At 39.9% G+C, this 23,402-nt stretch carries 27 protein-coding genes and 1 other RNA gene; 15 read left to right on the plus strand and 13 right to left on the minus strand.

Annotated elements, in window-relative coordinates:
* Positions 1-117: 117 nt before the first annotated feature.
* Complete coding sequence (locus IGJ26_RS04655) at positions 118-417, minus strand: hypothetical protein (protein ID WP_016613909.1); 300 nt, start codon at positions 415-417, stop codon at positions 118-120.
* Between the two features lie 114 nt (positions 418-531).
* Between IGJ26_RS04655 and IGJ26_RS04660 the strand changes: the two genes are divergently transcribed.
* The gene (locus tag IGJ26_RS04660; RefSeq protein ID WP_034872498.1) at positions 532-747 is read left to right on the plus strand and encodes a helix-turn-helix domain-containing protein; all 216 of its coding nucleotides are present in this window, start codon (positions 532-534) and stop codon (positions 745-747) included.
* A gap of 323 nt (positions 748-1,070) precedes the next feature.
* Here the strand turns inward: IGJ26_RS04660 and ssrA are convergent.
* Positions 1,071-1,434: a transfer-messenger RNA gene (ssrA, locus tag IGJ26_RS04665) on the minus strand.
* Between the two features lie 62 nt (positions 1,435-1,496).
* On the minus strand, positions 1,497-2,267 hold the full coding sequence (locus IGJ26_RS04670; protein WP_016619858.1) for a Cof-type HAD-IIB family hydrolase: 771 nt from the start codon (positions 2,265-2,267) through the stop codon (positions 1,497-1,499).
* A 145-nt stretch (positions 2,268-2,412) separates the two neighbouring features.
* On the opposite strand from IGJ26_RS04670, the gene IGJ26_RS04675 reads away from it, so the two are divergent.
* Genes IGJ26_RS04675 through IGJ26_RS04685 form a run of 3 tightly spaced genes read left to right on the plus strand, consistent with a single transcriptional unit; the run spans position 2,413 to position 4,917 of the window.
* Positions 2,413-2,763 carry an SdpI family protein gene (locus IGJ26_RS04675; RefSeq protein WP_005237201.1) on the plus strand — a complete coding sequence of 117 codons (351 nt, stop codon included), beginning with the start codon at positions 2,413-2,415 and terminating at the stop codon, positions 2,761-2,763.
* Positions 2,744-3,457, plus strand: coding sequence for a response regulator transcription factor (locus IGJ26_RS04680; protein ID WP_005237200.1), 714 nt, complete (start codon positions 2,744-2,746; stop codon positions 3,455-3,457). The genes IGJ26_RS04675 and IGJ26_RS04680 overlap by 20 nt, the downstream gene beginning before the upstream one ends.
* Positions 3,457-4,917 (plus strand): sensor histidine kinase, encoded by a 1,461-nt coding sequence (locus IGJ26_RS04685; RefSeq protein ID WP_016619861.1) that lies wholly within the window; start codon positions 3,457-3,459, stop codon positions 4,915-4,917. The genes IGJ26_RS04680 and IGJ26_RS04685 overlap by 1 nt, the downstream gene beginning before the upstream one ends.
* A gap of 117 nt (positions 4,918-5,034) precedes the next feature.
* On the opposite strand, the gene IGJ26_RS04690 is transcribed toward IGJ26_RS04685, so the two are convergent.
* The 3 genes from IGJ26_RS04690 to IGJ26_RS04700 all read right to left on the minus strand — a co-directional run bounded on the left by IGJ26_RS04690 (position 5,035) and on the right by IGJ26_RS04700 (position 8,489).
* Entirely contained in the window at positions 5,035-5,508 is a 474-nt protein-coding gene (locus IGJ26_RS04690) for a hypothetical protein (RefSeq protein WP_005237198.1), read from the minus strand.
* A complete protein-coding gene (locus tag IGJ26_RS04695) occupies positions 5,487-6,224 on the minus strand; it encodes a hypothetical protein (protein ID WP_005237197.1) in 738 nt (245 codons plus the stop codon). Before IGJ26_RS04695 ends, IGJ26_RS04690 begins: the two co-directional genes overlap by 22 nt.
* Before the next feature lie 180 nt (positions 6,225-6,404).
* Positions 6,405-8,489: an LTA synthase family protein gene (locus IGJ26_RS04700; protein ID WP_016613914.1), complete on the minus strand. Its 2,085-nt coding sequence runs from the start codon at positions 8,487-8,489 to the stop codon at positions 6,405-6,407.
* A gap of 237 nt (positions 8,490-8,726) precedes the next feature.
* On the opposite strand from IGJ26_RS04700, the gene IGJ26_RS04705 reads away from it, so the two are divergent.
* Genes IGJ26_RS04705 through ybaK form a run of 3 tightly spaced genes read left to right on the plus strand, consistent with a single transcriptional unit; the run spans position 8,727 to position 11,196 of the window.
* Positions 8,727-9,896, plus strand: a complete 1,170-nt coding sequence (locus IGJ26_RS04705; protein WP_042890257.1) for a class I SAM-dependent rRNA methyltransferase — start codon at positions 8,727-8,729, stop codon at positions 9,894-9,896.
* 5 nt (positions 9,897-9,901) lie between these two features.
* On the plus strand, positions 9,902-10,654 hold the full coding sequence (aroD, locus tag IGJ26_RS04710; protein WP_005229128.1) for a type I 3-dehydroquinate dehydratase: 753 nt from the start codon (positions 9,902-9,904) through the stop codon (positions 10,652-10,654).
* A 50-nt stretch (positions 10,655-10,704) separates the two neighbouring features.
* Positions 10,705-11,196, plus strand: a complete 492-nt coding sequence (gene ybaK / locus IGJ26_RS04715) for a Cys-tRNA(Pro) deacylase (RefSeq protein WP_005237194.1) — start codon at positions 10,705-10,707, stop codon at positions 11,194-11,196.
* 55 nt (positions 11,197-11,251) lie between these two features.
* Here ybaK and IGJ26_RS04720 read toward each other — a convergent pair whose 3' ends face one another.
* Both IGJ26_RS04720 and IGJ26_RS04725 read right to left on the minus strand, forming a co-directional pair.
* Positions 11,252-12,289, minus strand: a complete 1,038-nt coding sequence (locus tag IGJ26_RS04720; protein ID WP_005237193.1) for a tagatose 1,6-diphosphate aldolase — start codon at positions 12,287-12,289, stop codon at positions 11,252-11,254.
* A 137-nt stretch (positions 12,290-12,426) separates the two neighbouring features.
* Entirely contained in the window at positions 12,427-13,689 is a 1,263-nt protein-coding gene (locus IGJ26_RS04725) for an NAD(P)/FAD-dependent oxidoreductase (protein WP_086316975.1), read from the minus strand.
* A 160-nt stretch (positions 13,690-13,849) separates the two neighbouring features.
* On the opposite strand from IGJ26_RS04725, the gene gdhA reads away from it, so the two are divergent.
* Together gdhA and IGJ26_RS04735 are read left to right on the plus strand one after the other, a co-directional pair.
* The gene (gene gdhA / locus IGJ26_RS04730) at positions 13,850-15,199 is read left to right on the plus strand and encodes an NADP-specific glutamate dehydrogenase (protein ID WP_061053892.1); all 1,350 of its coding nucleotides are present in this window, start codon (positions 13,850-13,852) and stop codon (positions 15,197-15,199) included.
* Positions 15,200-15,301: 102 nt separating this feature from the next.
* Positions 15,302-16,648, plus strand: a complete 1,347-nt coding sequence (locus tag IGJ26_RS04735; protein ID WP_005229134.1) for a glucose-6-phosphate isomerase — start codon at positions 15,302-15,304, stop codon at positions 16,646-16,648.
* Between the two features lie 102 nt (positions 16,649-16,750).
* Here the strand turns inward: IGJ26_RS04735 and IGJ26_RS04740 are convergent, their stop codons facing one another.
* The 5 genes from IGJ26_RS04740 to IGJ26_RS04760 all read right to left on the minus strand — a co-directional run bounded on the left by IGJ26_RS04740 (position 16,751) and on the right by IGJ26_RS04760 (position 20,604).
* A complete protein-coding gene (locus IGJ26_RS04740) occupies positions 16,751-17,974 on the minus strand; it encodes a tyrosine-type recombinase/integrase (RefSeq protein WP_430599899.1) in 1,224 nt (407 codons plus the stop codon).
* A gap of 153 nt (positions 17,975-18,127) precedes the next feature.
* Entirely contained in the window at positions 18,128-18,952 is an 825-nt protein-coding gene (locus IGJ26_RS04745) for a DUF3037 domain-containing protein (protein ID WP_430599900.1), read from the minus strand.
* 3 nt (positions 18,953-18,955) lie between these two features.
* On the minus strand, positions 18,956-19,756 hold the full coding sequence (locus IGJ26_RS04750) for a HipA family kinase (protein ID WP_430599901.1): 801 nt from the start codon (positions 19,754-19,756) through the stop codon (positions 18,956-18,958).
* 38 nt (positions 19,757-19,794) lie between these two features.
* Entirely contained in the window at positions 19,795-20,274 is a 480-nt protein-coding gene (locus tag IGJ26_RS04755; protein WP_430599902.1) for an ImmA/IrrE family metallo-endopeptidase, read from the minus strand.
* A 3-nt stretch (positions 20,275-20,277) separates the two neighbouring features.
* On the minus strand, positions 20,278-20,604 hold the full coding sequence (locus tag IGJ26_RS04760) for a helix-turn-helix domain-containing protein (RefSeq protein ID WP_016608663.1): 327 nt from the start codon (positions 20,602-20,604) through the stop codon (positions 20,278-20,280).
* 168 nt (positions 20,605-20,772) lie between these two features.
* On the opposite strand from IGJ26_RS04760, the gene IGJ26_RS04765 reads away from it, so the two are divergent.
* The 6 genes from IGJ26_RS04765 to IGJ26_RS04790 all read left to right on the plus strand — a co-directional run bounded on the left by IGJ26_RS04765 (position 20,773) and on the right by IGJ26_RS04790 (position 23,402).
* Complete coding sequence (locus tag IGJ26_RS04765) at positions 20,773-20,997, plus strand: helix-turn-helix transcriptional regulator (RefSeq protein ID WP_430599903.1); 225 nt, start codon at positions 20,773-20,775, stop codon at positions 20,995-20,997.
* Positions 20,994-21,248, plus strand: coding sequence for a hypothetical protein (locus tag IGJ26_RS04770; RefSeq protein WP_430599904.1), 255 nt, complete (start codon positions 20,994-20,996; stop codon positions 21,246-21,248). The genes IGJ26_RS04765 and IGJ26_RS04770 overlap by 4 nt, the downstream gene beginning before the upstream one ends.
* A 64-nt stretch (positions 21,249-21,312) precedes the next feature.
* Complete coding sequence (locus IGJ26_RS04775; protein ID WP_430599905.1) at positions 21,313-21,861, plus strand: hypothetical protein; 549 nt, start codon at positions 21,313-21,315, stop codon at positions 21,859-21,861.
* A 5-nt stretch (positions 21,862-21,866) separates the two neighbouring features.
* A complete protein-coding gene (locus tag IGJ26_RS04780; RefSeq protein ID WP_430599906.1) occupies positions 21,867-22,115 on the plus strand; it encodes a helix-turn-helix domain-containing protein in 249 nt (82 codons plus the stop codon).
* A gap of 2 nt (positions 22,116-22,117) precedes the next feature.
* Entirely contained in the window at positions 22,118-22,309 is a 192-nt protein-coding gene (locus tag IGJ26_RS04785; protein ID WP_008377683.1) for a hypothetical protein, read from the plus strand.
* A 151-nt stretch (positions 22,310-22,460) separates the two neighbouring features.
* Positions 22,461-23,402 (plus strand): YqaJ viral recombinase family protein, encoded by a 942-nt coding sequence (locus IGJ26_RS04790; protein ID WP_430599907.1) that lies wholly within the window; start codon positions 22,461-22,463, stop codon positions 23,400-23,402.

Consider the following 23,402-nt stretch of genomic DNA (forward strand, 5'->3'; position numbering starts at 1 on the left):
CATATCAAATGGGAAGAACTAAGGGAATAAGCTGTTAAACATTTTCAATTATCAAACCAATTAGCAAAGAGAACGATAGTCTATACCTTGATAGGAGCTCAACCTATCGTTCTGGTATTAAACTTTTCTTCGAGTCTTTAAATCACCAATCTGGAGTTCCAGTTTTTCGAGGGAGCTACCTAAGTCTGTGAGAAAAACATGGAATAATAAGGAGCAGGCATGATAATCTCGGATGATTTTCTGCTTATTCACGGGTCTTTTTTTGTCACTGAAAAATTTTTCTAATACACCGAGTGGTTCTTGCCAAGATTTCAATTGCTCCAAAGTATCTCCTAAACCATATATGTCCTGGTAGCTAATTTCTTTTACCGGCTGCTTATTACTCGTCTTAATACCCATCTTTTCTATTTCTTTCAACGTAACGCCTCCATTCTGATTTTATTGATGTTTGTATAGACACCACTTTTAATCCTATTTTACTATATGATGTCTCTAGGAACAACATCTGTTTGCAGAAAAGGTGGGGAACACATGAACAGAAGAATAGAAATAGGCTTAAAAGAGCTTGTAAAAAGCCGAGGAATTTCTCTAAGAGAGTTAGCACGCTTATCGGATATTGAACCTTCGATTATTAATAAGCTGGCAAATGGAAAACGAGAGAAAGTTTACCTTCAACATATTGAAAGAATCGCTAATGCATTAGAAATTGACGATATTTCAGAAATTATCAGACTCACGAAAAAATAACTTTTTGAAAAGTAGGCTAAGGCAAAAAAGAGAACACTTAGAATATCGTAATCACACTGTAGCGACGTGACTATTCTAAGGTTCTCTTTGTTTTTATATCCTATAGAAATCAGAGAAGGCGACACAGAAGGATTTAGGAAGCACGCCAGCGGACGGCATCACTTCTAGCCCACCACTTTTCGGAGTGGCGGGATTTTTTTTGCGTGCTTTTGAAAAAACTATTTAGATTGGTAGTCAAATAGTGTCACATACTGGCACAAGTAAAAAGCCAAAACCCTGTAAAATCAAGGTTTTGGCTCTTAGTGTCACTTACTGACAGTTTAAAATGGAGATGGCGGGAGTCGAACCCGCGTCCAAACATATTGCTACCTAAAAATCTACGCTCATAGTCAACTCATTTGTAGATTCGCTTTACAGCTTGCCGAGTGACAGGCAGTCTGTATCGCTAGTCTGATGATCTCTTTTTTATCTTACAGACGGAAAGATAAAACGTATCCCACTTAGAATAGGACCCTTACTCGAGCACATGGGCGATGCCGAGAGGATCTACGCTAACTGTTTTTAGGCAGCTAAAGCGTAAGAGTTTTCGTTTTTAGCAGTTATATTTAACTGTAACGTTTTAACGTAGACGTAACCTACGAAGCGCAATTCAGGCTCAACTATGCCTGTCGAATCCGTAACATCCCCTTGATAAAAGGGGTATCGCTACCATTCACTAGTATACCATATTTTCGTGCGTGTGCAAAGAATCAGATTAAGTCAAAATGTTTCAGGGCGTGTACGATCCCGCCTTCGGTATTTTTCAAGGTCACGAAGTCTGCCAGCTCTTTTAACTCTTGAATCCCATTTCCCATTGCAATCTTGTGGTCACAAGCTTCTAAAAGGGCGAAATCGTTGCTGCCGTCACCAAAGCCAAAGGTAGGTACATCTTCTAGACCCAATAATTCTACCAAGGTTTTTACGCCAGTCCCTTTAGAAGTCCCGGATTTTACGACATCGATTGAAAAGGGCGTATTACGATAAAAGGTTAGTTCGGGAAAACGCTCATGATAATAAGCATCGTTGCCGACACCTAAAACCAACAACATATTGGTCCGATCAGTTTCATAATGCAGAGGATCGATTTCTGGTAGAGGGCTACGGACGTAGTTATATGCACCAACCATTTCCTCGGTGTGACCAGTCGCCCAATAGCCTTTCTCATTGTAATAACACAGCTCATCGCCATTGTCTTTGACGGCTTGGTACATCCGTGCGCAAAGCTCAGGCTCAAGGGTATCGGAAAAAACTTCTTTGCCATCAATGCGGATAAAAGCACCGTTCATGACGATGTTCGAGGTAATACCAGCTGCTTCACGAATAGCGGTAACTTCAGGTTCGGTTCTGCCTGTTGCAATGATCGGCAGTACTTGGTTTTTTCGCAACCTCGCCATCGCCTCAGCAATTTCCGAAGTGATTTGCGAGTGCTCATCTAAAAGTGTACCGTCAAGATCAAAAAAAGTTAATGCTTTATAGGTCATGTATCTTACTCCTAAGGTTTATAGTCATAGTCCACTCACAATCTTATCAAAGATTGAAAAAAAGGCAAACCTTTATGAATAATCGGTGAAGTTGTTGGTAGAAGAAAGAAATTCGAGTATACTATAGGAAGAATGGAGTGAAACGATGATTTTTTTAGTAATTGGCAGCATTTTTTTCTTGATTGGTCTCACTTTTTTTCTTTTTCCATCAAAAAAAATGAACCTTATTTATGGATATCGTTCCTATCTAGCAAAACAAAATGAACGCAATTGGCGACAGGCCCAAAAACTATCTGCCCGATTCTTTCTGCTTTTTGGCGGAATCATGGCGCTCATTGGGTTTGTCTTGAAATGGCAAGAATGGACCAATTTTTTTCTAGTTGAAATGATCGTGATCCCTTGGTTCATCGTGCCGATCTTTGGCCTGATCGAAGAAAATCTGCAACGATTTGATAAAGAACATAGAGGTGAAGAAAATGAATATATTAATGATTGAAGACAATGAATCTGTTTCTGAAATGATGCAAATGTTTTTCTTGAATGAAGGATGGGAAGCAGTATTTAAATACGATGGCAAAGAAGGACTAGAGGCCTTTGCTGCTGAACCAGACAAGTGGGATATGATCACCCTTGACTTGAATCTTCCTTCCATGGACGGCATGATGGTGGCGCGCGAAATTCGTAAAATCTCTAGTACAGTTCCTATTATTATGTTGACGGCCCGTGATTCAGAAAGCGACCAAGTCATCGGGTTAGAGATGGGGGCGGACGACTATGTGACGAAACCCTTTAGTCCATTGACCTTGATTGCACGGATCAAGGCATTACACCGCCGCAGTGAATTGGTTGAAAAAACAACACCTGAAGCTTCCGATGCTACCTTTGATATCGTCACCGATCATTTCAAAATGAACACAAAAACAAGGGAAGCCTATTTAAATGGCAAACCCATCGATGGGTTGACGCCGAAAGAATTTGATTTGCTTTATACGTTAGCGAAAAAACCGCGACAAGTGTTTTCGAGAGAACAGCTGTTAGAACTGGTTTGGGATTACCAATACTTTGGCGATGAACGGACCGTTGATGCACACATCAAAAAACTAAGACAAAAAATTGAAAAAGTGGGGCCACAGATCATTCAAACCGTCTGGGGCGTTGGGTACAAATTTGATGATGCGGGTGCTGCTTAATGCGCTACCTGTATCAACAGCTGATTGCATTTTTCGTGGTGATCTTCGTGATCTTGATGACGATTGGTATTGCGTTTACTCAAATGACACGCCAAACGTTACAAGAACGGAATTATGAGCAGTTAATGGGGTATGCTTCGTCGGTCGCGACGATTTCGCAAATCAGTGATTCAGAATATTTACAGCAAAATATGACCCGGGATGGCTATCTACAGTATTCCTTGCGTTTGGCTGAGAATATTTTGAGCAACCAAGATATCTCCTTTGCTTTCTTTAAAAGTCCTGATGACATTATTTATCCACTAGATACCGCTCATGCTGTTGATTTTCCGATCTCTGAAAAAGACTGGCAATCCTTAGAAAATGGGGCGCGTCTACAACTGACTTCCGCCACAAATTTATACGGGGAAAAAGAACTGACTTCCTATGTGTTGATACCTTTTTCTGTCAATCGCACGGATTTTTACGGTGTAATGGTGGTTTCGCAATCGGCAAGCAGTATTTTGAATCTTGTCAGTGCTTTTAATCAAAACTTGTTTAAAGTTTGTTTGATCTCGATCGTTGTCTCATTATTGATCAGTTACCTTTTCGCTACGTTCCAAGTAAGACGGATCAATCGAATGAAACGAGCAACCAAAGAAATTACTAATGGCAATTTTGATATTTTCTTGCCGGTGCATAATCGGGATGAATTTGATGAATTAGCCGAAGATTTTAATTTAATGACGAAATCCTTAAAAGAATCTCAAGAAGAAATTGAACGGCAAGAAGAACGTCGTCGGCAATTTATGGCCGATGCTTCTCATGAGATGCGTACCCCGTTGACGACCATCAATGGCTTATTGGAAGGCTTAGAGTACAACGCAATTCCTGAAAATCAAAAGGACAATGCGATCCGCTTGATGAAAAATGAAACCAATCGTTTGATTCGTCTTGTCAACGAAAACCTTGACTACGAAAAAATCCGAACCAACCAAATCTCGATGGTCATCAAAAAATTTGATGCGACGCAAACCATCAAAAATCTGTTGACGCAACTGGAGAGCAAGGCAGAAATTGCCAAAGATGTGCTGATTTTAGAAACAACCGATCCAATCGATGTCTACGCGGATTATGATCGTTTCGTCCAGATCATGGTCAATATTTTACAAAATGCGATCCAGTTTACGGAAGAAGGAGAAATTCGGGTCCGAATAGAAAAAGGCTATTTAGAAACGATTATCGAAATCAGTGATACGGGAATCGGCATGTCTGAAGAACAAGTCAAAAATATTTGGGATCGTTACTACAAAGTCGATCCGTCCCGTAAAAACCGTCAATTTGGCGAATCAGGTCTAGGCTTATCAATCGTTGAACAGCTCGTACGCCTGCACAAAGGAAAGATCAGTGTAGAAAGTGAACTTGGCAAAGGCACGACCTTTAAAATCTCTTTTCCAGATATCGACTTGAATGAAGAATAAGGAATCGACCGGCAGAAATTCGCTTAGCCGGTCGATTTTTTTGCGGTTCATTGGCAGCAGCCCAAACAAAAAGACTTGCTTTTGCAAGCAAGCCTTTTTGTATGAGGGCTATGTAAACTATAGATAAGTGGTATAGGGCGTATGGGCAAAGCATTCGTCTTCATGGATCAAATAGATGGCAACAGCAAATTGTTCGGCGATTTCTTGGCACAAAGGTAGCAGGATTTGGACCTCTTCTGTTGTTAACGTGCTCAAGACATTTTCGATTAAAAGGGTTTCTCTTTCTGAAAGTAACGCTAAGAGCAGCTGAATTTTGATCTCCTCAAAGGGGCCTAATTCTGTCCGCTCTTTTTTCAAAGCCGATAAGGGAAGCTGAACATAAGGCAGAACACCCTCTAAATCGCCCCCTTTTTTATTTGCAAGAGATACATTGTCCATGACGGATAAAAAGGGAACGGAAGGCCATTGAGCACGAATCAAGATGGCTTTTTTTTGTGAAAGCAGCAAACTTAATTCAGAAGTTTTTGTTTCATTGTCTTTCGAAACATAATAGAAACCAATTGGTTTCGTTAGCTGAGTTGGTTTTTCCATTGTTTTTTCCTCCAATACAGACTATGTCCGCTGGCAATCAAACCAGTAAAACTGGTAACAGCGGCAAGTAAGACGACAAGTGTGTGGCGTGTGCTTTCAAATAAAATAGCAAGCCAAGTGGTGCTGTTCAAATCGACATTTTGGACCAGAATTTGACTATTCTGCGGAATCGTAATGGCGAATTCTTGTCCAGGAAGACTTTGTACAGCCTCCCAAAAGTTATCAGAAGCACGCTCTCGATCAAGGGCAATGATATGCCCACTGAGTAATTCCCGCTGGAAATAAGGCTGGAAGAGTAGCAATAAGACAAAGGCGATCACAGCGGCTGCTAAGAGCGGCAAGAGCATTTCAATGATCTGCATCGCTACCCATTGTCTGGTGGTGGCGCCACTTGCTAACCAAGCTGTGTATTCCGAGCGTTTATATAATTGATAGTAAACTTGAAAGCCAATAAAGACCAGTGTAAAGGCACTAAAAATCAAATAGAACAGTTGATGATAGATTGTCGTGACTGGTTGGATCTCTTCGGCTACTTTCGTTTGCAGATCTTCTGTCGCCAAGAGATCTCTTGTTTGAGCGATCACTTGATCCATCGAATAGATCAAGGCAAACGTCACGATCAAGCCAATCACGGCAAAGAAGGATACAAGCGTATAAAGCACCATGGCTTTTTTATGATAAAAAATGCTGGCAATCGCAAAATGTATAGTTTTCATCTAAGTCACCTCATCCTAGTACATAGTATAAAAGGGGAGTTTGAATAAAGTATGAAGTTCTTGTAGTAAAATATCGAAGCTAAAAAAGTGGCAAGAAAGTTCGACTTTTTCCTATCAAATAGTGCAAAAAAATCCAGCAAGGCAGGTGCCTTACTGGATTGATTATTGGTTGTTCTTACTTTACTCGCCGCTATCTTGTTCCGTCATCTGCTGGTATTCTTGGAAGGTTTTTGTTTGATACAGATCGACGGTCGATTGATTGCCATTTTGAGAAAAGGCACTAGTTGAATCACTGCCTAGATTCTTTTCAATGTCCATCATTTGCTGAAGGGCGTCTTTGTAGTTATAGGTCGAAGGATCAACTTCTTCTAGACCGCTTTTCGCGTAGAATCGTAAAAGGTCACCATTATTGATCTGATCAGAAACCGAAAGCTGCTTGTCGACTTTGGCTTTCCATTCATCGACTTTGGCTTGCAATTCATCGGATGGATCGTTGATCGGCATGCCGGTACGATTGTCATACAATGTACTGCTGTAGTAGGTGTAGTCTGGTGTCACAAAGTCGCCATCGCGGAAGGCAACCAGTTGTTCGTTTTGATCAGAGAATAAATCTTGTCCTAATTGGATATAGTTTGATGTATCCACACCCAGTAAGTGCAATAGGGTTGGCAAGGCATCGACTTGGCCACCATACGTATGATTGATGCCGCCGTTTGATTGTCCTGGAATATGAATCATATAAGGCACACGTTGTAACGAGGCATTGTCAAAGTTTGTCCATGTAGAACTTGTTTTTCCAAGCAATTCTGCTAAGTTACGGTTACGAGAATTGGAAATTCCGTAATGGTCACCATATAAAACGATGACTGAGTTTTCGTATAAGCCACTTTCTTTCAAGTAATTGAAGAACTCTTCCACGGCTTTATCCAAATAATTCGCGGTTGCGAAATAGCCATTGATCGTTTGATCAGAAGTGTTCGCTAGCGGGAAGCCGCCTTCTTCATTGGTAAATTCAGAATATGGGTAGTGGTTAGAAACCGCAATGAATTTTGAATAGAACGGTTGTTGCAGACGTTCTAAGTATTGTACGGATTGTTCAAAGAACGGTTTGTCATGTAGGCCGTATTGGAATGAATTTTCATCATTGACATCATAATAAGATGCATCGAAGAAATAATCATAGCCAAACCGTTTGTAGGTTTCATTTCGGTTCCAGAAGGTACCGGTATTTCCGTGGAAAACAGCACTGGTATAGCCTTGCGTTTGACCTAAAATATCTGGAGCTGCCTCAAAGGTATTTTTCCCACCCAGTTGAGTGAATAACGCTCCTTGATTCAATCCAAACAGGGAATTTTCGAATAATGTTTCGGCATCACTGGTCTTCCCAGCTTTTACTTGGTGGAAGAAATTATCAAAACTAAAGGTACTATCGCTATGGTATAAACTATTGATAAACGGCATGACTTCATGTTCCACGCCATCTTCATCTTTCAATTTATAATCGATCAAGAATTGCTGAACACTTTCTAAGTGAATATAAATGACATTCTTGCCTTTTGCGATACCGAACAGATCATCATTTGGTTCTGCGTAATGTTCTTTAACATAGCTCTCTACTTCGTTCATGTCGTTGGGACTCGCTTCGGCACGTACTTGCGAAGCTTGATAAGTTTGTACCCCATCATAAACCGTAAAGGCGTTGATCCCAAGATATTTGACTAAATAGTCACGAGAAAACGTTCGAGTAAGCAATTCAGGACGATCCGCCTCTGCTAAGAAAAGGTTGGCAGAAAAGACCATGACAGCCAATGTTGAAATGGCGAAAGCCATCCGTGCCCGTACAGGACGAGTGTCCATTTTGATTTTCTTCATTGAAAAGGCTGCAATTAACACGATAAAGTCAATAAAATACAACACATCGTAGGGACGGAACAAGCGAATCGCGCTTTCTCCTAGACCACTTGCCACTTTTCCTACACCGAGCATTGTGTTGATGGTAATAAAGTCAGTGAATTCTCGATAGTACGAAACGTTGGAGAACAACAGCAGGGTCATCAGGAAATAAATCACAAGCATGGTGATATAAGCTGCTTTGGTTCTTCTTACGTACAATGCGATCGACAGCAGCAATAAGGTCGTTGCGATCGGATTGATGAATAAGATGAAGTACTGAATGCTGCTTTCAATACCTAGGTGGAAATCCACCATATAGGCAAAGATATTTTTTAGCCAAAATAATAGGGCTAATAGGAAAAAAAAGCCCATTCTTGTATTCACAAAGGTGGATACTTTATTTTTTTTCAAAGGAATCGTCCTCTCTTTTTCCAGTATAACCGGTAAATTACGATTTTACATCACAATACATTCTACTAGGCTGTGAAAGACGTGTCAAATGAATTCCTTGTCATGACGCGGAATTAAGTATTTCTTTACTTTCAAGGATACAGACAATACAGTCGCTTTTTGCTATACTAAAAAGGAGAATGAATGGAGCAGATGAACATGAAAATAAAACTAACGAAGCAAGGATCAGCGAAGCTTCGCAAAAAGAATCCGTTGATCCAACGAGAAGATCTTCAACAAGCAATCGAGACGAAGGAGTGGGTCACCTTTATTGATCAGGCCAACCATTTCTTAGGTGTCGGCTATCTTGGGGAACAAAATAAAGGGATCGGCTGGGTCGTATCCTTTGAAGAAACAGTGATCGACCAAGCATTCTTTGCGCAACGCTTTGCGAAAGCAAAAGGCAAACGCAGTGCTTACTATCAAGATGACCTGACAGATGCCTTTCGTCTGTTTAATGGCGAGGGGGATCAATTGGGGGGACTTACCGTAGATTTGTATGGCGAGTATGTCGTTTTTTCATGGTACAATGCCACCCTTTATCAACATAAAAAAGCGATCGTGGCGGCTTTTCGTCAAATCTTTCCCGAGATCAAAGGGGCATATGAAAAAATCCGCTTTACGTCTGATCTGCCTGAATCAGCATGGGTCTATGGAAAAACGGCACCTGAACCCTTACTGGTGAAGGAAAATGGCGTCACGTATGCGACGTATTTGAACGAAGGATTAATGACGGGCATCTTTTTGGATCAAAAAGAAGTTCGTGGGCAACTTGTTGATGGCTTGGCAGCTGGCAAGACGGTTTTAAATATGTTCAGTTATACGGGGGCGTTTTCTGTCGCTGCTGCTGTCGGTGGCGCTGCTCAAACAACGAGCGTCGATTTGGCAAAACGCAGTCTAGAAAAGACCCGCGAACAATTTGCAGTCAACGGCATTGATCCAGATACCCAGCGTATCCATGTCATGGATGTTTTCAATTACTTCAATTATGCCAGCAAAAAAGACTTGCGCTTTGATGTGATCGTTTTAGATCCGCCGAGTTTTGCCCGCAACAAGAAAAAGGTCTTCTCGGTTGCGAAAAATTATGGCGACTTAGTCACTGATAGTTTGGCGATTTTAGCGCCTGATGGCTTGTTGATCGCCTCAACGAATGCGGCCAATCTTTCACCGAGGAAGTTTCAAGAAATGATCGAAGCATCCTTAGAGAAAGCACACGTTGCTTATGAATGTATTCAAAGTTATCGTCTACCAGCTGATTTTGCGGTAGATAAGCATTTTTCCGAAGGGAACTATCTGAAAGTATTCTTTTATCAAATGAAAAAGGAGTGAAGTAGATGAGCCGATCAAAACCAGTAACGTTAGACGGGAAAACACCGTTGATTTGTGTGCCATTGATTGGGAAAACCAATGAAGAGATCTTGAAACAAGCCATTGCTGCTGAGGAATCAGAGGCACAGATCGTCGAATGGCGTGTTGATCATTACAAACATGTCGAAGACCAGCAAGCGGTCTTAGATGCGTTATCACATATTCGCACGACATTAAAGCACAAAGAGCTGCTCTTCACTTTTCGAACCTTGGAAGAAGGGGGCGAGCGGGCGTTCACATTGACCCAGTACAAAGAATTGTGTTTAGCTGCTGCTGATTCAGGCTTGATCGATTGGATCGATGTCGAATTAGAGAAAGCTGAATTTTTAGGTCGAGCCTTTATTCAAGAAATCAAAAAGGCACAGGTAAAGCTGATATTGAGCAATCATGATTTTGAGAAAACGCCAGAAGATGCTGTGTTGATTTTAAAGATCGGCGTAATGAATCAATTTGGTGCCGATGTTGGCAAGTTAGCGATGATGCCCAAGCAAGTCCAAGATGTTTTACGTTTGATGGGGATCATTACTAAAGCGCGTGGCTTCAACCAACTGCCGTTGGCGATCATGTCGATGGGGGAGCTGGGGAAAATCAGCCGGGTTAGTGGGGCATTGACTGGTTCGGTCTTTACTTTTGCTTCGTTGCAAGGTGCTTCAGCACCTGGACAAATACCGATCGAACGAATGACCAACTACTTACAAGAATTTTCACTCAATGAGTAAGACCAGCCAAGGCCTTCTCTTAAAAGAAACCAAAACAAAAGAGGGATAAAATGGCGAAGAAGAAACAAAAAACCAATGCGATCCGTCAAGTAGAACAACAGAAAATCGCTTATAACGAATATACCTATGAGTGGTCGGAAGACCATCTCGATGCGCAATCCGTCGCTGTGCAACTAGCACGCCCGCAAGCCATCTACAAAACGCTGGTGGCAGTGGGCAACAAAACAGGTCCGCTAGTGGCTGTGATTCCTGGAAACAGAGAAGTGGATCTGAAAAAGTTAGCCAAAGTCAGTGGAAACAAAAAAGTAGAGATGCTGCATCTGAGAGATTTAGAAGAAACGACTGGCTATATTCGCGGCGGCTGTTCGCCGATCGGGATGAAAAAGCTCTTTCCTACTTATATTGATCGTGGGGCGCAGACACTGGAAGAAATCGTGGTTTCTGCAGGAAAGCGCGGGTTGCAGATGGGGCTTGCCCCACAAGCGTTGCAACAATTGACTAGGGCGATCTTTGCCGATTTGTTGGCACCTGAACACGAATAAAAAATCCCCGTGAACCATCTTGAAATGCCGTTCACGGGGATTATTTTGTACTATTTTATTCCATTACTTCAATATCGAAAACCTCAATATTTTCTAAACCACCATAAAAGTCAAACCATGGAGTGGCATATTGTTTTAGAATGGCGTTTAATTCTTCAACATTTTCTTTCCCTTGGGTGTCCAGCCATTCCAACAACGCTTTGGCACCTTGTTTCCCATAAATTTCCACACTATCGCGCCAAGTTGCTCGACCTCCTAAGATTCCTGAGAATTTGGCACCATGTTGACCAGCAAAGGTCAATTCATCGCGAAAGACATTCGCTGGAACTCCCGCACTCAAATAGATAAATGGCCGAGTCGCGGCGTCACTGGCTTCTTTGAAGTAATTGGCTGCTTCTTCTTGCGTATAGACGGCCTCTAAGCCTTCTTTTTGGAAGCCTTCCACTAAGTCGAACTGAACCGGTACTTCGACTTTCAAAATATCGATATGGTAGTGATCTTTCGTCAATTCCTGAATGGTTCGGATGACCTTGCTCGGTTTGATCTTGGCAAAAGCAGGTGATTTGTCATCTGTGATCTCATCATCATAGACGATCGGTTCCACAAATAAGGGAATATCGGCCGCCTGTGCCTCCGTACCTAAACGCTCCAAAAACGCATGTTTGGTATCTAAAATCTCTTGGGGTTCATCTGGATTATAATAAACCAAGACTTTTGCAGCATCCGCACCTTTTTTCACCAAGCGCTGCAACGATTCATTGGGTAAAATCTCTGGCAAACGACCCGGCGTGTTGACATCATAGCCTGTTTTTTCATAGGAAAGGATCAAGCCAGCATTGGGATTCTTTGCTTCGATCCCTAAGAAGCCATATTCCTCATCTAACAGAATACTGCTGACATATTTGGTCAGTTCTTGGGAAACCAACTGTTTGAATTCATAAATGTGTTCCATCGTAAAGTCATCCGGTCCAGTTGCCGCCTTCATCATTTTTTTCATGGAACCACGTTGGTCGATCGCTAGTGCGGCAATCACACCGTCCTCATTTGAAAGTTTTTGCATTCGTTCAAATTTACCTCTTGAAATTCGTTTCATAAAAAAAACCTCCCTCGATCTTGCTATCTTTAGTCTACGCCTACTTTGAGAAAAACCCAACTAATAAGCAAAAAGAGAGGAGACCCAGGTGTTGGCAGCAACGGCAAGGATATTGCTGCCAACACCTGGGTCGTCGATCAATAACTGAAATAACTAGCTGTTTCTGCTGCGTTTTTTCCAGAAACATGACCCGTGCAAAACGCAGCGGTGATGTTGAAACCACCTGTATAACCATTGATATCCAGCAATTCACCGGCAAAATACAAGCCATTGATTTTCTTGCTTTCCATGGTCTTAGGATTGATTTCTTTCAGATGGACCCCGCCGCCCGTCACGAAGGACTTTTCTAATGGGAACGTGCGGACAATGGTGATTGAAAAGCCTTTGATCAAGGAAGCGAGCGCCGTCAACTGTTCCGGTGAGGCTTTTTCAGCAACCAGCTCATGCAAGTCTAGCTGCTGCAAAAAGAAGGTCATCAAGCGCTCAGGCAAAAAGCCAGCTAAAGCATTCGGCAATTGTTTCTTCGAAGCCGCAGACTGAATTAATTCTTGGGTCAAGGCTTCCTGGGCTTTCGTCGGCAGACAATCCAGAACAACCGTCACTGGTTGCTGCTTTTTCAATTCTTGGTTCACAAAAGAGGAACAGCGCAAAGCAGCTGGACCAGATAACCCAAAGTGGGTAAACAAAAGATCCATGGTATGGGCGACGATGGGCTTTCCTTTTTGATCCAAGACGCTCAAGGTGATGTCTTGTAAGGAAATGCCCTGCAAGGTCCGTTCTTGAATAAAAGATTCTTCTGAAACAAGCGGCGATTCGGTTGGATAAAGCGGCGTAATGGTATGCCCGACTTTTTTCGCCATCTTATAGCCGTCCCCCGTCGCGCCCGTGGAAGGATAGGTGCGGCCACCCGTTGTCAAAATCACGCTTGGGGCAGAGAACTCATCGGTTTCGGTTCGTACGCCGCGTATTTGGCTGCCATCATGGATCAGCTTGGTTACGACCGTATTCGTCAACAGGGTGACGTGATGATCGTTGATTGCTTGAAGCAGCGCTTCGACGATAGTTTTTGATTTGTTCGTCACAGGGAACATCCGTCCGTGGTCTTCTTCTTTTAAGACGACACCTAAGTCTGCGAAAAACGCCATTACATCATAGTTATTGAATTGGGAAAACGTACTATACAAAAACTTGCCGTTTCCTGGAATATGAGCAACTAAATCATCTACCGGCCGATTATTAGTTACATTGCAACGTCCGCCGCCAGTCATCAATAGTTTCTTGCCGATTTTTTTGTTTTTTTCGATTAATAAGACCCTAGCACCTTGTTTGGCAGCGGTGATCGCAGCCATCATACCGCTCGTACCTGCACCAACAACGATGACATCATAGGTTTTTTCCATTCTTCTCACCTCTTTGGGATTGTAACACATCGCCTATGACTGCTGAAAGGAGAGGGCGATTTTTTTCGAATGATAAAAAATTCTGACAATTCTAAAAAAAAGCGTGCAATTTCAGAAAATTTCTTTAAAATAGAAAATATCTTAAAGGAGGTAATGCACTATGACCAAAGCTTCAGCTTACGTGAAAGAAATTCAAGCGAAGATTCACGAGAAAGACCAACACCAACCGGAATTTCTTCAAGCAATTGACGAATTTTTGCCTACGATCGTTCCCTTTTTAGAGGAGCATCCAGAATATATTGAATCAAATATCCTTGCACTCTTAACTGAACCAGAACGTTTTATCCAATTCAGAGTCCCGTGGCAAGACGATCAAGGCAACTGGCAAGTAAACCGTGGCTATCGGATTCAATTCAACTCTGCAATGGGGCCTTACAAAGGCGGCTTGCGTTTTCACCCAAGTGTAAACTTGAGTATTTTGAAGTTTTTGGCGTTTGAGCAAATCTTCAAAAACAGCTTGACGGGTCTGCCGATCGGCGGCGGCAAAGGCGGAAGTGACTTTGATCCAAAAGGCAAATCAGATGCCGAAGTGATGCGTTTTTGCCAAAGCTTTATGACGGAGCTGTCAAAACATATCGGACCTGACCTAGATGTTCCTGCTGGCGACATTGGTGTCGGAGGTCGGGAAATCGGCTATTTGTTTGGTGCCTACAAACGATTGAAACAATATGATGCCGGGATTTTAACCGGTAAGCCACTAGACTTCTGGGGCAGTAAAAACCGCACAGAAGCAACGGGTTATGGCGCTGTTTATTTCGTTAAGCATTTATTGACAGACTTAGGTGAAACATTTGAAGGCAAAAAAGCGATCGTTTCTGGAAGCGGCAATGTTGCGATCTATGCAATTGAGAAATTGCAAGAATTAGGTGCGATCCCTGTTACATGTTCTGATTCCTCTGGTTTTATTTATGACAAAGACGGCATTGATCTGGCCTTATTAAAAGAGATCAAAGAAGTGAAACGCGAACGGTTGACGGCTTACGCCAAGGAACGGCCATCAGCGGAATATCATGAAGGGGCAACTGTCTGGGATTTTGATACTCCAGCGGAATTAGCCTTTCCTTGTGCGACCCAAAACGAAATTGATCTCTCGCAAGCCAAACGTGCAAAAGCCAATGGCGTCCGGGTCGTTTCTGAAGGCGCGAATATGCCTAGCTCATTAGAAGCAGCAGAATATTTTATTGAAGAAGGAATTTTCTACTGCCCAGGAAAAGCAGCCAATGCCGGCGGCGTAGCCGTTTCTGCTTTAGAAATGAGTCAAAACTCCCAACGATTGCAATGGGAAAAAGCCGAAGTCGATGCCAAATTGGATGATATCATGAAGTCGATCTATGAAGCATGCCGTGATACAGCTGAAACCTTCGATCAAAAAAATAATTTTATGTTAGGTGCGAACGTCGCAGGCTTTGAAAAAGTTGCTAAAGCAATGTTTGCTCAAGGACTTGTCTAAAATCACCTGACAGGCTATCTATCAGGAATTACTTGAAAAAAGTTGGAAAAAAACGTAAAGTAGGTAGTGTATGAAAAACTATTTTTTCAAGGAGGACAAATCATGTCACACATCAAGTTTGACTATTCGAAAGTAGCACCATTCGTGAACGAATACGAATTGAGCTACATGCAAAGTCAAGTTACAGCAGCAGACAAACAATTACGCGAAGGAACAGGTGCTGGTAGCGACTTTTTAGGTTGGATCGACCTTCCTAAAAATTATGACAAAGATGAATTTGCGCGTATCAAAAAAGCGGCTGAAAAAATTCAATCTGATTCTGAAGTACTAGTCGTGATCGGGATCGGCGGATCTTATTTAGGAGCGAAAGCAGCGATTGATTTCTTAAATCATTCTTTCTTTAACTTGTTACCAAATGAAGAACGCAAAGCACCACAAATCTTTTTTGCCGGTAATTCGATTTCTTCAACTTACTTAGCAGATTTGATCGAAATCATTGGTGACCGTGACTTCTCTGTGAATGTGATCTCAAAATCAGGAACAACTACTGAGCCAGCGATCGCTTTCCGTGTTTTCAAAGAACGTTTGATTGAAAAATACGGCAAAGAAGAAGCCAACAAACGGATCTACGCAACAACGGATAAAGCGAAAGGTGCAGTAAAAGTTGAAGCAGATGCCGAAAACTGGGAAACCTTCGTCATTCCAGATGACGTCGGCGGCCGTTTCTCTGTATTGACTGCTGTTGGTTTATTACCAATCGCTGCCAGCGGAGCAGATATCGATGCCTTGATGCAAGGGGCAGCAGATGCTAGCGATGCTTACGCAAGTGACGACCTTGAAAAAAATGAAGCGTATCAATATGCAGCAATGCGTAACATCCTTTATCGCAAAGGCAAAGTAACCGAATTGCTGATCAACTACGAACCAGGCATGCAATACTTCTCAGAATGGTGGAAACAATTATTCGGTGAGTCTGAAGGAAAAGACCAAAAAGGGATCTATCCTTCAAGTGCAAACTTCTCAACAGATTTGCATTCTCTTGGTCAATACATCCAAGAAGGCCGTCGCAATATCTTTGAAACTGTCGTAAAAGTTGAAAAACCACGCAAATCAATTGCGATCCCTACACAAGAAGCAGATCTTGATGGTCTTGGCTACTTAGAAGGAAAAGAAGTTGATTTTGTTAATACGAAAGCTTTTGAAGGAACGTTACTTGCCCATACAGATGGGGATGTACCTAATCTGTTAGTAAAAATTCCTACAATGGATGCGTACACGTTAGGTTACACGATGTACTTCTTTGAGATCGCTGTAGGTATCTCTGGTTACTTAAACGGTGTGAACCCATTTGACCAACCAGGGGTTGAAGCGTACAAGAAAAACATGTTCGCCTTACTTGGCAAACCAGGTTTCGAAGATCTTGCAAAAGAATTGAACGAACGTCTATAAACCAATACTTTTCGCACTTTTGTAAATTGATGGTGAACGAAACATGTTCGCTTTGGTTTGTAAGTGGTGATAGTTTTGGTGATAGTGACAAATAAAAAGCACTCATTGCGAGTGCTTTTTTCTTTCGCTTTCGATGTAGTTTTCGAATTGTTCCATAGACCTCTTTTTGACTTCTGGTGAAATGTGGGCATAGATTTGAGTTGTTGAAATGTCTTTGTGCCCAAGAAAGTCTTTGATATCTTCTAAAGACAGACCAGCTTGCCGAGACCTGACAGCAAATGTATGTCTGCCATCGTGAACTCTAATCTTCGGCAAATCAGCTTTTTCAGCAATCCGATTAAATGCGCCATTCACCGATCGATCACGAACTATCTTTCCTTTGTATCTCTTACTGGTTTGCAAAAAGATAAATTGTTCGCCATCTTCAGTAGAAGGGAAAGTACCAAAAGAACTCAGGATATGATTTCTAAAAGCAAGGAGCGCTTGTTTGCTTCTTTTAGTCATAGGTATACTTCTGATTCCAGCTGGTGTTTTTGGGTCGTCAGTTACGATAGCATTAATATTCAGACCTTTTTCAACTGATCCTAACCGTTCTCTTTCAATACTGATCATATTCCCACCGAAATCAATATCCTGCCACTGTAAACCCATTACTTCTGATTTCCTCAATCCTTGATCAAAGATTAGTAGGAAGAAGGGGTACCACAAAACCTCGGATTCTTTTTTCGCAAAATCTAAAAATCTATCAGCTTGCTGCAGATCATAATATCTGATCGATTCTTTTTTCTCAATCAATCTTGGGAATTCAACGAATTGAGTTGGGTTATCTTTTATATATCCTAATTGAATTGCTTTTTTGAAAGCATTGCTCAGCGTCGCATTTACGCTCTTGCCAGTAGTGATGGACAAACCTTGTCCGCTTCTTCCTAAACCTGTCTTTGTAAGTAGTAGATTAATAAACTTTTGATGATCAGCTCGAGTATATTTGTTCAAAGAATATTTTCCAATATAGGGAATGATATACATCCTTATATTGGCTCTGTGAACTACTCTTGTACCTTCTTTGACTGCTTGCTTATAATTGGTTACCCAATCCTCAAGAAATTCTTCTATAGTTAAGTTCTGTGGATTTTCTTTGAAATATTCTTCTGATGCAATTTTTCCTTCAATTATTTTGGCGTAACTATTTGCTTCATCAAATGACTTGAATCCTTTTTTGTGTATCTTGTTTTGTTTTCCTGTTCCGGGATTGATTCCGTTTGAAATGAAAACTTCATATCTATATTGTTTTGCTTTCTTCAGATAGTATTTTTTTATAGAAGCCATGAGAATTCTCCTTTCGTAGTTCTGAACATTAAATCCGAAAATACGCTCAAAATTCCCTACAATATTTTTATTGAGGGAATAAGTCGTATTTTACCAACGATATTACGAACGTATGTTCTTTTGATCTTGGGAAAAAAAGCCCGAAGGCTTTTTTTAAAAACTATTTGTAAGTACTTTCTCTGCAAATTTTGATAGAGGGTAAAGCGTTACATTATCAAAATCATTTGAAATTTTGTTTTCAAAATCCTTATATATACTATATACAGAGGAGGAATCTTCAACAAAGTCAACTTCATTATCAATTACTAAATTGATGGTATACTTTTTTAGCACATCTTTTCTTGAATAGAGATCATAATAGATAACTTTCAATTCATTAGAAAGTGCTCCTATTTTATCTTTATCAAAAGAAACCGCACGAAAGAGGTGATTGTCATAGTAGAAATCAAAAATATCAGAGTTAGAAAAATCACCTTGCAAACTTAATTCTTTGAGTTCATTTTTTATTTTATATTCAGATAATTTTTTCTTCATAAGAACTTTAACTTCTTGAGTACTTATTCGTTCACCTTTAGGTCGATCGTAATATAAATATGTTCTTTCGATATCATACATATCTTTTTTTATATCTTGATTGTTTGTCACAATAGTTTCTGTGGGAAGAAATCTAAATTCATTTACATAGAATTTTGTGTTTTCTGAAAGAAAAGATTCGCTAAAAATATTATCGAAGCGATCAGTATATGAGTCGAGACTTTCTGAATTAAATTCGAAATCTAAAGACTCAAACATTAAAGAAATGAAGTCAGGATCATATTCATCATCAAAAGATTTTAATCGATGCTTATTTTTTATCTTTATAAATTTACAAAATTTTTGAGAAGGTATATGAAAAACCAACCCAACATTAATAGATTCTCTACGGATTGGATCGGGCATGTATTGTAACACTGCATAAAAAAGTTTGAAATTTTTCATGTTTTAACAAGCTCCTTTCCATAAAGTGAAACAATCTTTTAATTGAGGTAAAATTAGATTGAAGTTCTTGATTTGATGATGAACTAACTCTCTTGCTACCTCAATTTTTTCTCTTTCGATTTCCCATTCTATAGGAATATTTTCGAAAAGTCCATCAATTTCTTTTGGCGAAATTTTTGAAATAATTTTGGTTACTTTAGAAAAAGGACTGTTTCCATTTATATAAGGTACTAAATAACGATAGTTTTTCCCATCTAAATTATCAATAATTTTAGGAGGGATATCAATCAGCCTTTTTAAATCAGCAACTTCCCAATGTTGCCACCCGCCAAAAATATGTGAATGGTCAATTATTATCAATCGCTTGTTTTTTCTATCGTAGTAGAAATTTCCATCATTATTTGATCGGTCGTTGTTTAAAATAAGCTGATCAAAGAGTACTATTCCTGGTATATCACTACTATTAGTAATTTGATTTAGAATGATTGGACTTATTCTAGTTGCACCTAACATGTATTCACTCGCGAAACATGTTCCATTCCCAAAATGTAATTGATTTAATAGGAAATTATCGTCAATGACAGACTGTGGCAATTGAACAAGTTCGCAATGAGGTATTGGTAATTCCAATAAATTTGCCAGTCTATAAGAAATTAATTCATTGAAAAGAGTCAGTTTTGAACAGTCTTCGTTAATACCTTTTAAAATATATGTTTTCCCATTATTACATTTAACTGAAAAAGGGTTAGTTTTTCCATTCATCATTTTTTCATTAACAGAAGTAACAAATAACGTTTTCCTCACCTCCAACTATATAGAAACAGAAGTAAAACATCCATCTCCTAAAAATTATTAAATGATTTTAAAACTGCTACAGTCCCATTCGGTTGGAATAGGAGAGTGTAGTTGTTTTCTGTTTTAATGCCGTTCCATTTTCTTGCATACCATTTTACTGCATTCTTAAATGTTACTTCAGACACTTGCAAATGTTCAGCACATTCCCAAATAGAGACACATCCCGCCTCAAAACAATCTATGATGTCATAAGGTGACACTAGCATCACAGCTCCAATATCACGAGCTCTTTTCTCTTGTTTTTGATTGGTAGGGCTATCTAGATCCGTTATATCACCAACTGAGGTAAGGTAGTGAGCAATTTCTTCAGAAATTGTGGCTGCCAATTCAATTGCTGATTGCCCCGGTCTCAAATATATTGTTTTCCCAATAATTAGCCCATCCTGATGATCTGGCATACCTTTTTCAAATTTATATGTGAGTTCATCATATTTAGCCATCAAACGTTCAGAAATATTCAAATACATCACCTACTCTTTGTCATGGTCTCTCATCTTAATAAATTTGATGAAGTCTTGTACTTCTTGTTTTTGTTTTTCAGTCAAATCATCATCAACGTGAGTTGCAATGAGGAGATTAGGATCTTTTTTAGTATTCGTTGAATCGGTTCTACCGTGCAAGTAATCAAGGCTGACCTTAAAATAATCTGCTATTTTATTTTGAATATCAACATCAGGGGTACGTCTACCTTGTTCATAGGATGAATATGTAGTACGTGCGACTCCCAAAATATCGGCCATTTCAGCTTGGGTTAATTTTTTTTGCTTTCTTAAATCCATAAGTCTATGACCAAACATCTAAGCACCTCCAATGCTTCAATATGTAATAATGATACTACGCAATGCGCGTATGTTAAAATAAAAAAATAAGATGTGTCAAAAAGAATAATTATTTGTTGACATGTGTCAAAATGCGTAGTAATATAAAAGTACGCAATACGACACATTGAAAGGAGAATCATTTTTATGGAAAATTGGTTAACTAAATTGCGTTTGGAAAAAGATCTAACACAAGATGAAGTTGCTCAGTTATCAAACATTCCAAGAACAACTTATTCATCTATAGAGCAAGGGAGGCGGAGACCATCTGTTGAAAAAGCTATGAAAATAGCAGATGCTTTAGATTTTGAATGGACTCTTTTTTTTGAACCTGAACTACGCGAAATGACACGTCAGGAGGTGATGAAATGAAAGACAAACCACAAATGATTAAAGCGAATGTCGATTCGGGATTTTTACCACGCTATATAGAAATGATTATTCCTGCAATTAAACGCAAGTTTAGCATTTCGATCGGTATTGAAGGCGAACTTTTCACAAACACTGGCGGTGTTGAAGAAATCATTATTCGTTTCTTAGCTACAGATGATTTAGCGCAGGACATTTATAGATATATTGATAGAAAGTGGCAATTCGCCTCAATACCAGAACTTGTTGCTTAAGTTCATTTTAAACAACAAATGGCCGTTTGTGCCAAAAACAATAACGAATAAAAGGAGTGAAAGCATGCCGAAAGCAGCAAAAATCGGTCGGACCTTAAAACTATCATTATTTCTTTCGGGAAAGAGGCAGAAAGAATTAGCGATCGATGCTAGTACACCAAATGCAACAATAAGTGATCATTTTAATGGAGCCAATGTCAATATCGACAAGGCTATCGAGTATCTAGAGGCAATGAAAGAAAACGGGTATCAAGCTACTGATGAATTAACAGGAGACATCAGTTATCAATACTTAGGATTTTTCAAATCCATGGATGGCCAACTGGCAGATGTTAAATCAACGAACGATCTTGAGATATTTCAAGAGATCGAGTCAGATGAAAGAAAAGAACGGAAGAAAGTAGTTCAAAGAATCGTAGCTGAATCACAAGTAAGAATGCTTACTGATGTTGAAAGAACTGAACTTAGAAATTACACAGATGAGTTTCTGGATGAAATCATTGTGGAAATGGCGATCGTTTTTTCTATCTTGAAGATTTTAAACGTCACTATCCAAGAGGCTATTAAAGAGAGAATGCCTCACTGGATCAAAAAAAGATATATGAGGGGATAACCACTATGAAAATATCTCAAATGAAGAATGTTGTACCACTTGAGAGGAAAAATGAAGTGTTAGAGGTTGAGTGGAAGAAAGCAAAAGTAATTGCTGATTATCTTGGTATTTCAAGACCAACGTTATCTAAATTAACACATCGGGATGTTGATCCGATTCCTTTTTCAAAACTTAGCGGTATTCTTCAATACGATCTGCAAAAGGTTAAGGAATGGGAAGAACGTAATAGAACTTTTAACTATAAGGAGGCGTAATTATGAAACGTTCAATTAAAGACACTTTGACCGTAACTGTACTTTTGTTTTTTGTAGTAGCTTTCACAGCAATCCACATTGCAGCAGGATTTGTTTTAGTTTTCTTATGGGGCTTCGCTAATGTTGTTTATGATTTAGCTGCTAAAGATTACCAAGACAAAGAAAAAAGACTTGCTAGCCGACCAAAGCAATAGCAAGTCCATCAAATATTTGGATAAATATCTTTGTCTCCATTTTAAAACAGAAAAGGAGAAATGACAATGAATTCTTTTGAACAAGCGTTAGACGAGTATTTGACAACTCCCGGATGGGGTCAACCAATTTCAATTGAGGAGATGACAGATGATGAGTAAATCAACTCTGGAAATGACTCATGACGAGTGGTTATTAGATCGTCGAAAGGGTATAGGTGGCTCAGATGTCGCCACAATCCTTGGTTTAAACAAATGGAAGTCACCTTATCAATTATGGCTAGAAAAGACTGGTCAAATCGATTTAGAACACACTGAGAGTGAACCAGCGTATTGGGGAAATGTACTAGAGGAAGTTGTTGCTAAAGAATTTCAAGAACGAACAGGCAAAAAAGTTCACCGACGAAATCAGGTATTCGAGCATCCGTTGCATCCATTCTTGCGAGCGAACATCGATAGAGACGTTGTTGGTGAAAATGCTATTTTGGAATGTAAGACAGCAAATGCTTACTTAGGCAAGGAATGGGAAGGCGAAGAAGTTCCTCTGAGTTATTTGTGTCAGGTTCAGCATTACATGAACGTTTTAAATAAAAAATATTGTTACATTGCCGTTTTGGTCGGTGGACAAAAGTTCATTTGGAAACGAGTTAATCGTGATCAGGAACTGATTGACATGATTACTGAAAGATTAGTTGATTTCTGGGAGCAAAATGTTATTGAGGGCAAAGAACCAACAATAGATGGTAGCGAAGCAACTTCAGACTTTTTAAAAGATCGGTATTCGGAACTTGATGAAACAGAAACCACATTGCCATCTTCATTTGATGATTTAGTTGAGCAAAAAAGGGAACTTAAGAAAGCAAAAAAGGAGATTGAAACAGCAATTCGCCAAGTGGATAACGAAATCATAAGCGAACTTGGCAAGAGAAATGCGAGTATCGGTATCGCTCAAAACAACATCGTTTCTTGGAAGTTAGTATCCACTAGAAGGATGAACAGCAAGAAACTTGCTGAAAAATATCCAGAAGTAGCTAAAGACGAGGAAATCTACAACGTTACTGAATCACGAAGACTCACAGAAAAGGAGATTAAATAA

The organism is Enterococcus sp. AZ095a (assembly GCF_050546735.1).
GTDB classification, from domain to species: Bacteria; Bacillota; Bacilli; order Lactobacillales; family Enterococcaceae; genus Enterococcus_D; species Enterococcus_D entomosocium.

Coding starts and splice junctions, on each gene's coding strand:
- IGJ26_RS04660 (WP_034872498.1), top strand. CDS start 532: ATGAACAGAAGAATAGAAATAGGCTTAAAAGAGCTTGTAAAAAGCCGA.
- IGJ26_RS04670 (WP_016619858.1), bottom strand. CDS start 2,267: ATGACCTATAAAGCATTAACTTTTTTTGATCTTGACGGTACACTTTTA.
- IGJ26_RS04675 (WP_005237201.1), top strand. CDS start 2,413: ATGATTTTTTTAGTAATTGGCAGCATTTTTTTCTTGATTGGTCTCACT.
- IGJ26_RS04680 (WP_005237200.1), top strand. CDS start 2,744: ATGAATATATTAATGATTGAAGACAATGAATCTGTTTCTGAAATGATG.
- IGJ26_RS04685 (WP_016619861.1), top strand. CDS start 3,457: ATGCGCTACCTGTATCAACAGCTGATTGCATTTTTCGTGGTGATCTTC.
- IGJ26_RS04690 (WP_005237198.1), bottom strand. CDS start 5,508: ATGGAAAAACCAACTCAGCTAACGAAACCAATTGGTTTCTATTATGTT.
- IGJ26_RS04695 (WP_005237197.1), bottom strand. CDS start 6,224: ATGAAAACTATACATTTTGCGATTGCCAGCATTTTTTATCATAAAAAA.
- IGJ26_RS04700 (WP_016613914.1), bottom strand. CDS start 8,489: ATGGGCTTTTTTTTCCTATTAGCCCTATTATTTTGGCTAAAAAATATC.
- IGJ26_RS04705 (WP_042890257.1), top strand. CDS start 8,727: ATGAAAATAAAACTAACGAAGCAAGGATCAGCGAAGCTTCGCAAAAAG.
- aroD (WP_005229128.1), top strand. CDS start 9,902: ATGAGCCGATCAAAACCAGTAACGTTAGACGGGAAAACACCGTTGATT.
- ybaK (WP_005237194.1), top strand. CDS start 10,705: ATGGCGAAGAAGAAACAAAAAACCAATGCGATCCGTCAAGTAGAACAA.
- IGJ26_RS04720 (WP_005237193.1), bottom strand. CDS start 12,289: ATGAAACGAATTTCAAGAGGTAAATTTGAACGAATGCAAAAACTTTCA.
- IGJ26_RS04725 (WP_086316975.1), bottom strand. CDS start 13,689: ATGGAAAAAACCTATGATGTCATCGTTGTTGGTGCAGGTACGAGCGGT.
- gdhA (WP_061053892.1), top strand. CDS start 13,850: ATGACCAAAGCTTCAGCTTACGTGAAAGAAATTCAAGCGAAGATTCAC.
- IGJ26_RS04735 (WP_005229134.1), top strand. CDS start 15,302: ATGTCACACATCAAGTTTGACTATTCGAAAGTAGCACCATTCGTGAAC.
- IGJ26_RS04740 (WP_430599899.1), bottom strand. CDS start 17,974: ATGGCTTCTATAAAAAAATACTATCTGAAGAAAGCAAAACAATATAGA.
- IGJ26_RS04745 (WP_430599900.1), bottom strand. CDS start 18,952: ATGAAAAATTTCAAACTTTTTTATGCAGTGTTACAATACATGCCCGAT.
- IGJ26_RS04755 (WP_430599902.1), bottom strand. CDS start 20,274: ATGTATTTGAATATTTCTGAACGTTTGATGGCTAAATATGATGAACTC.
- IGJ26_RS04760 (WP_016608663.1), bottom strand. CDS start 20,604: ATGTTTGGTCATAGACTTATGGATTTAAGAAAGCAAAAAAAATTAACC.
- IGJ26_RS04765 (WP_430599903.1), top strand. CDS start 20,773: ATGGAAAATTGGTTAACTAAATTGCGTTTGGAAAAAGATCTAACACAA.
- IGJ26_RS04770 (WP_430599904.1), top strand. CDS start 20,994: ATGAAAGACAAACCACAAATGATTAAAGCGAATGTCGATTCGGGATTT.
- IGJ26_RS04775 (WP_430599905.1), top strand. CDS start 21,313: ATGCCGAAAGCAGCAAAAATCGGTCGGACCTTAAAACTATCATTATTT.
- IGJ26_RS04780 (WP_430599906.1), top strand. CDS start 21,867: ATGAAAATATCTCAAATGAAGAATGTTGTACCACTTGAGAGGAAAAAT.
- IGJ26_RS04785 (WP_008377683.1), top strand. CDS start 22,118: ATGAAACGTTCAATTAAAGACACTTTGACCGTAACTGTACTTTTGTTT.
- IGJ26_RS04790 (WP_430599907.1), top strand. CDS start 22,461: ATGAGTAAATCAACTCTGGAAATGACTCATGACGAGTGGTTATTAGAT.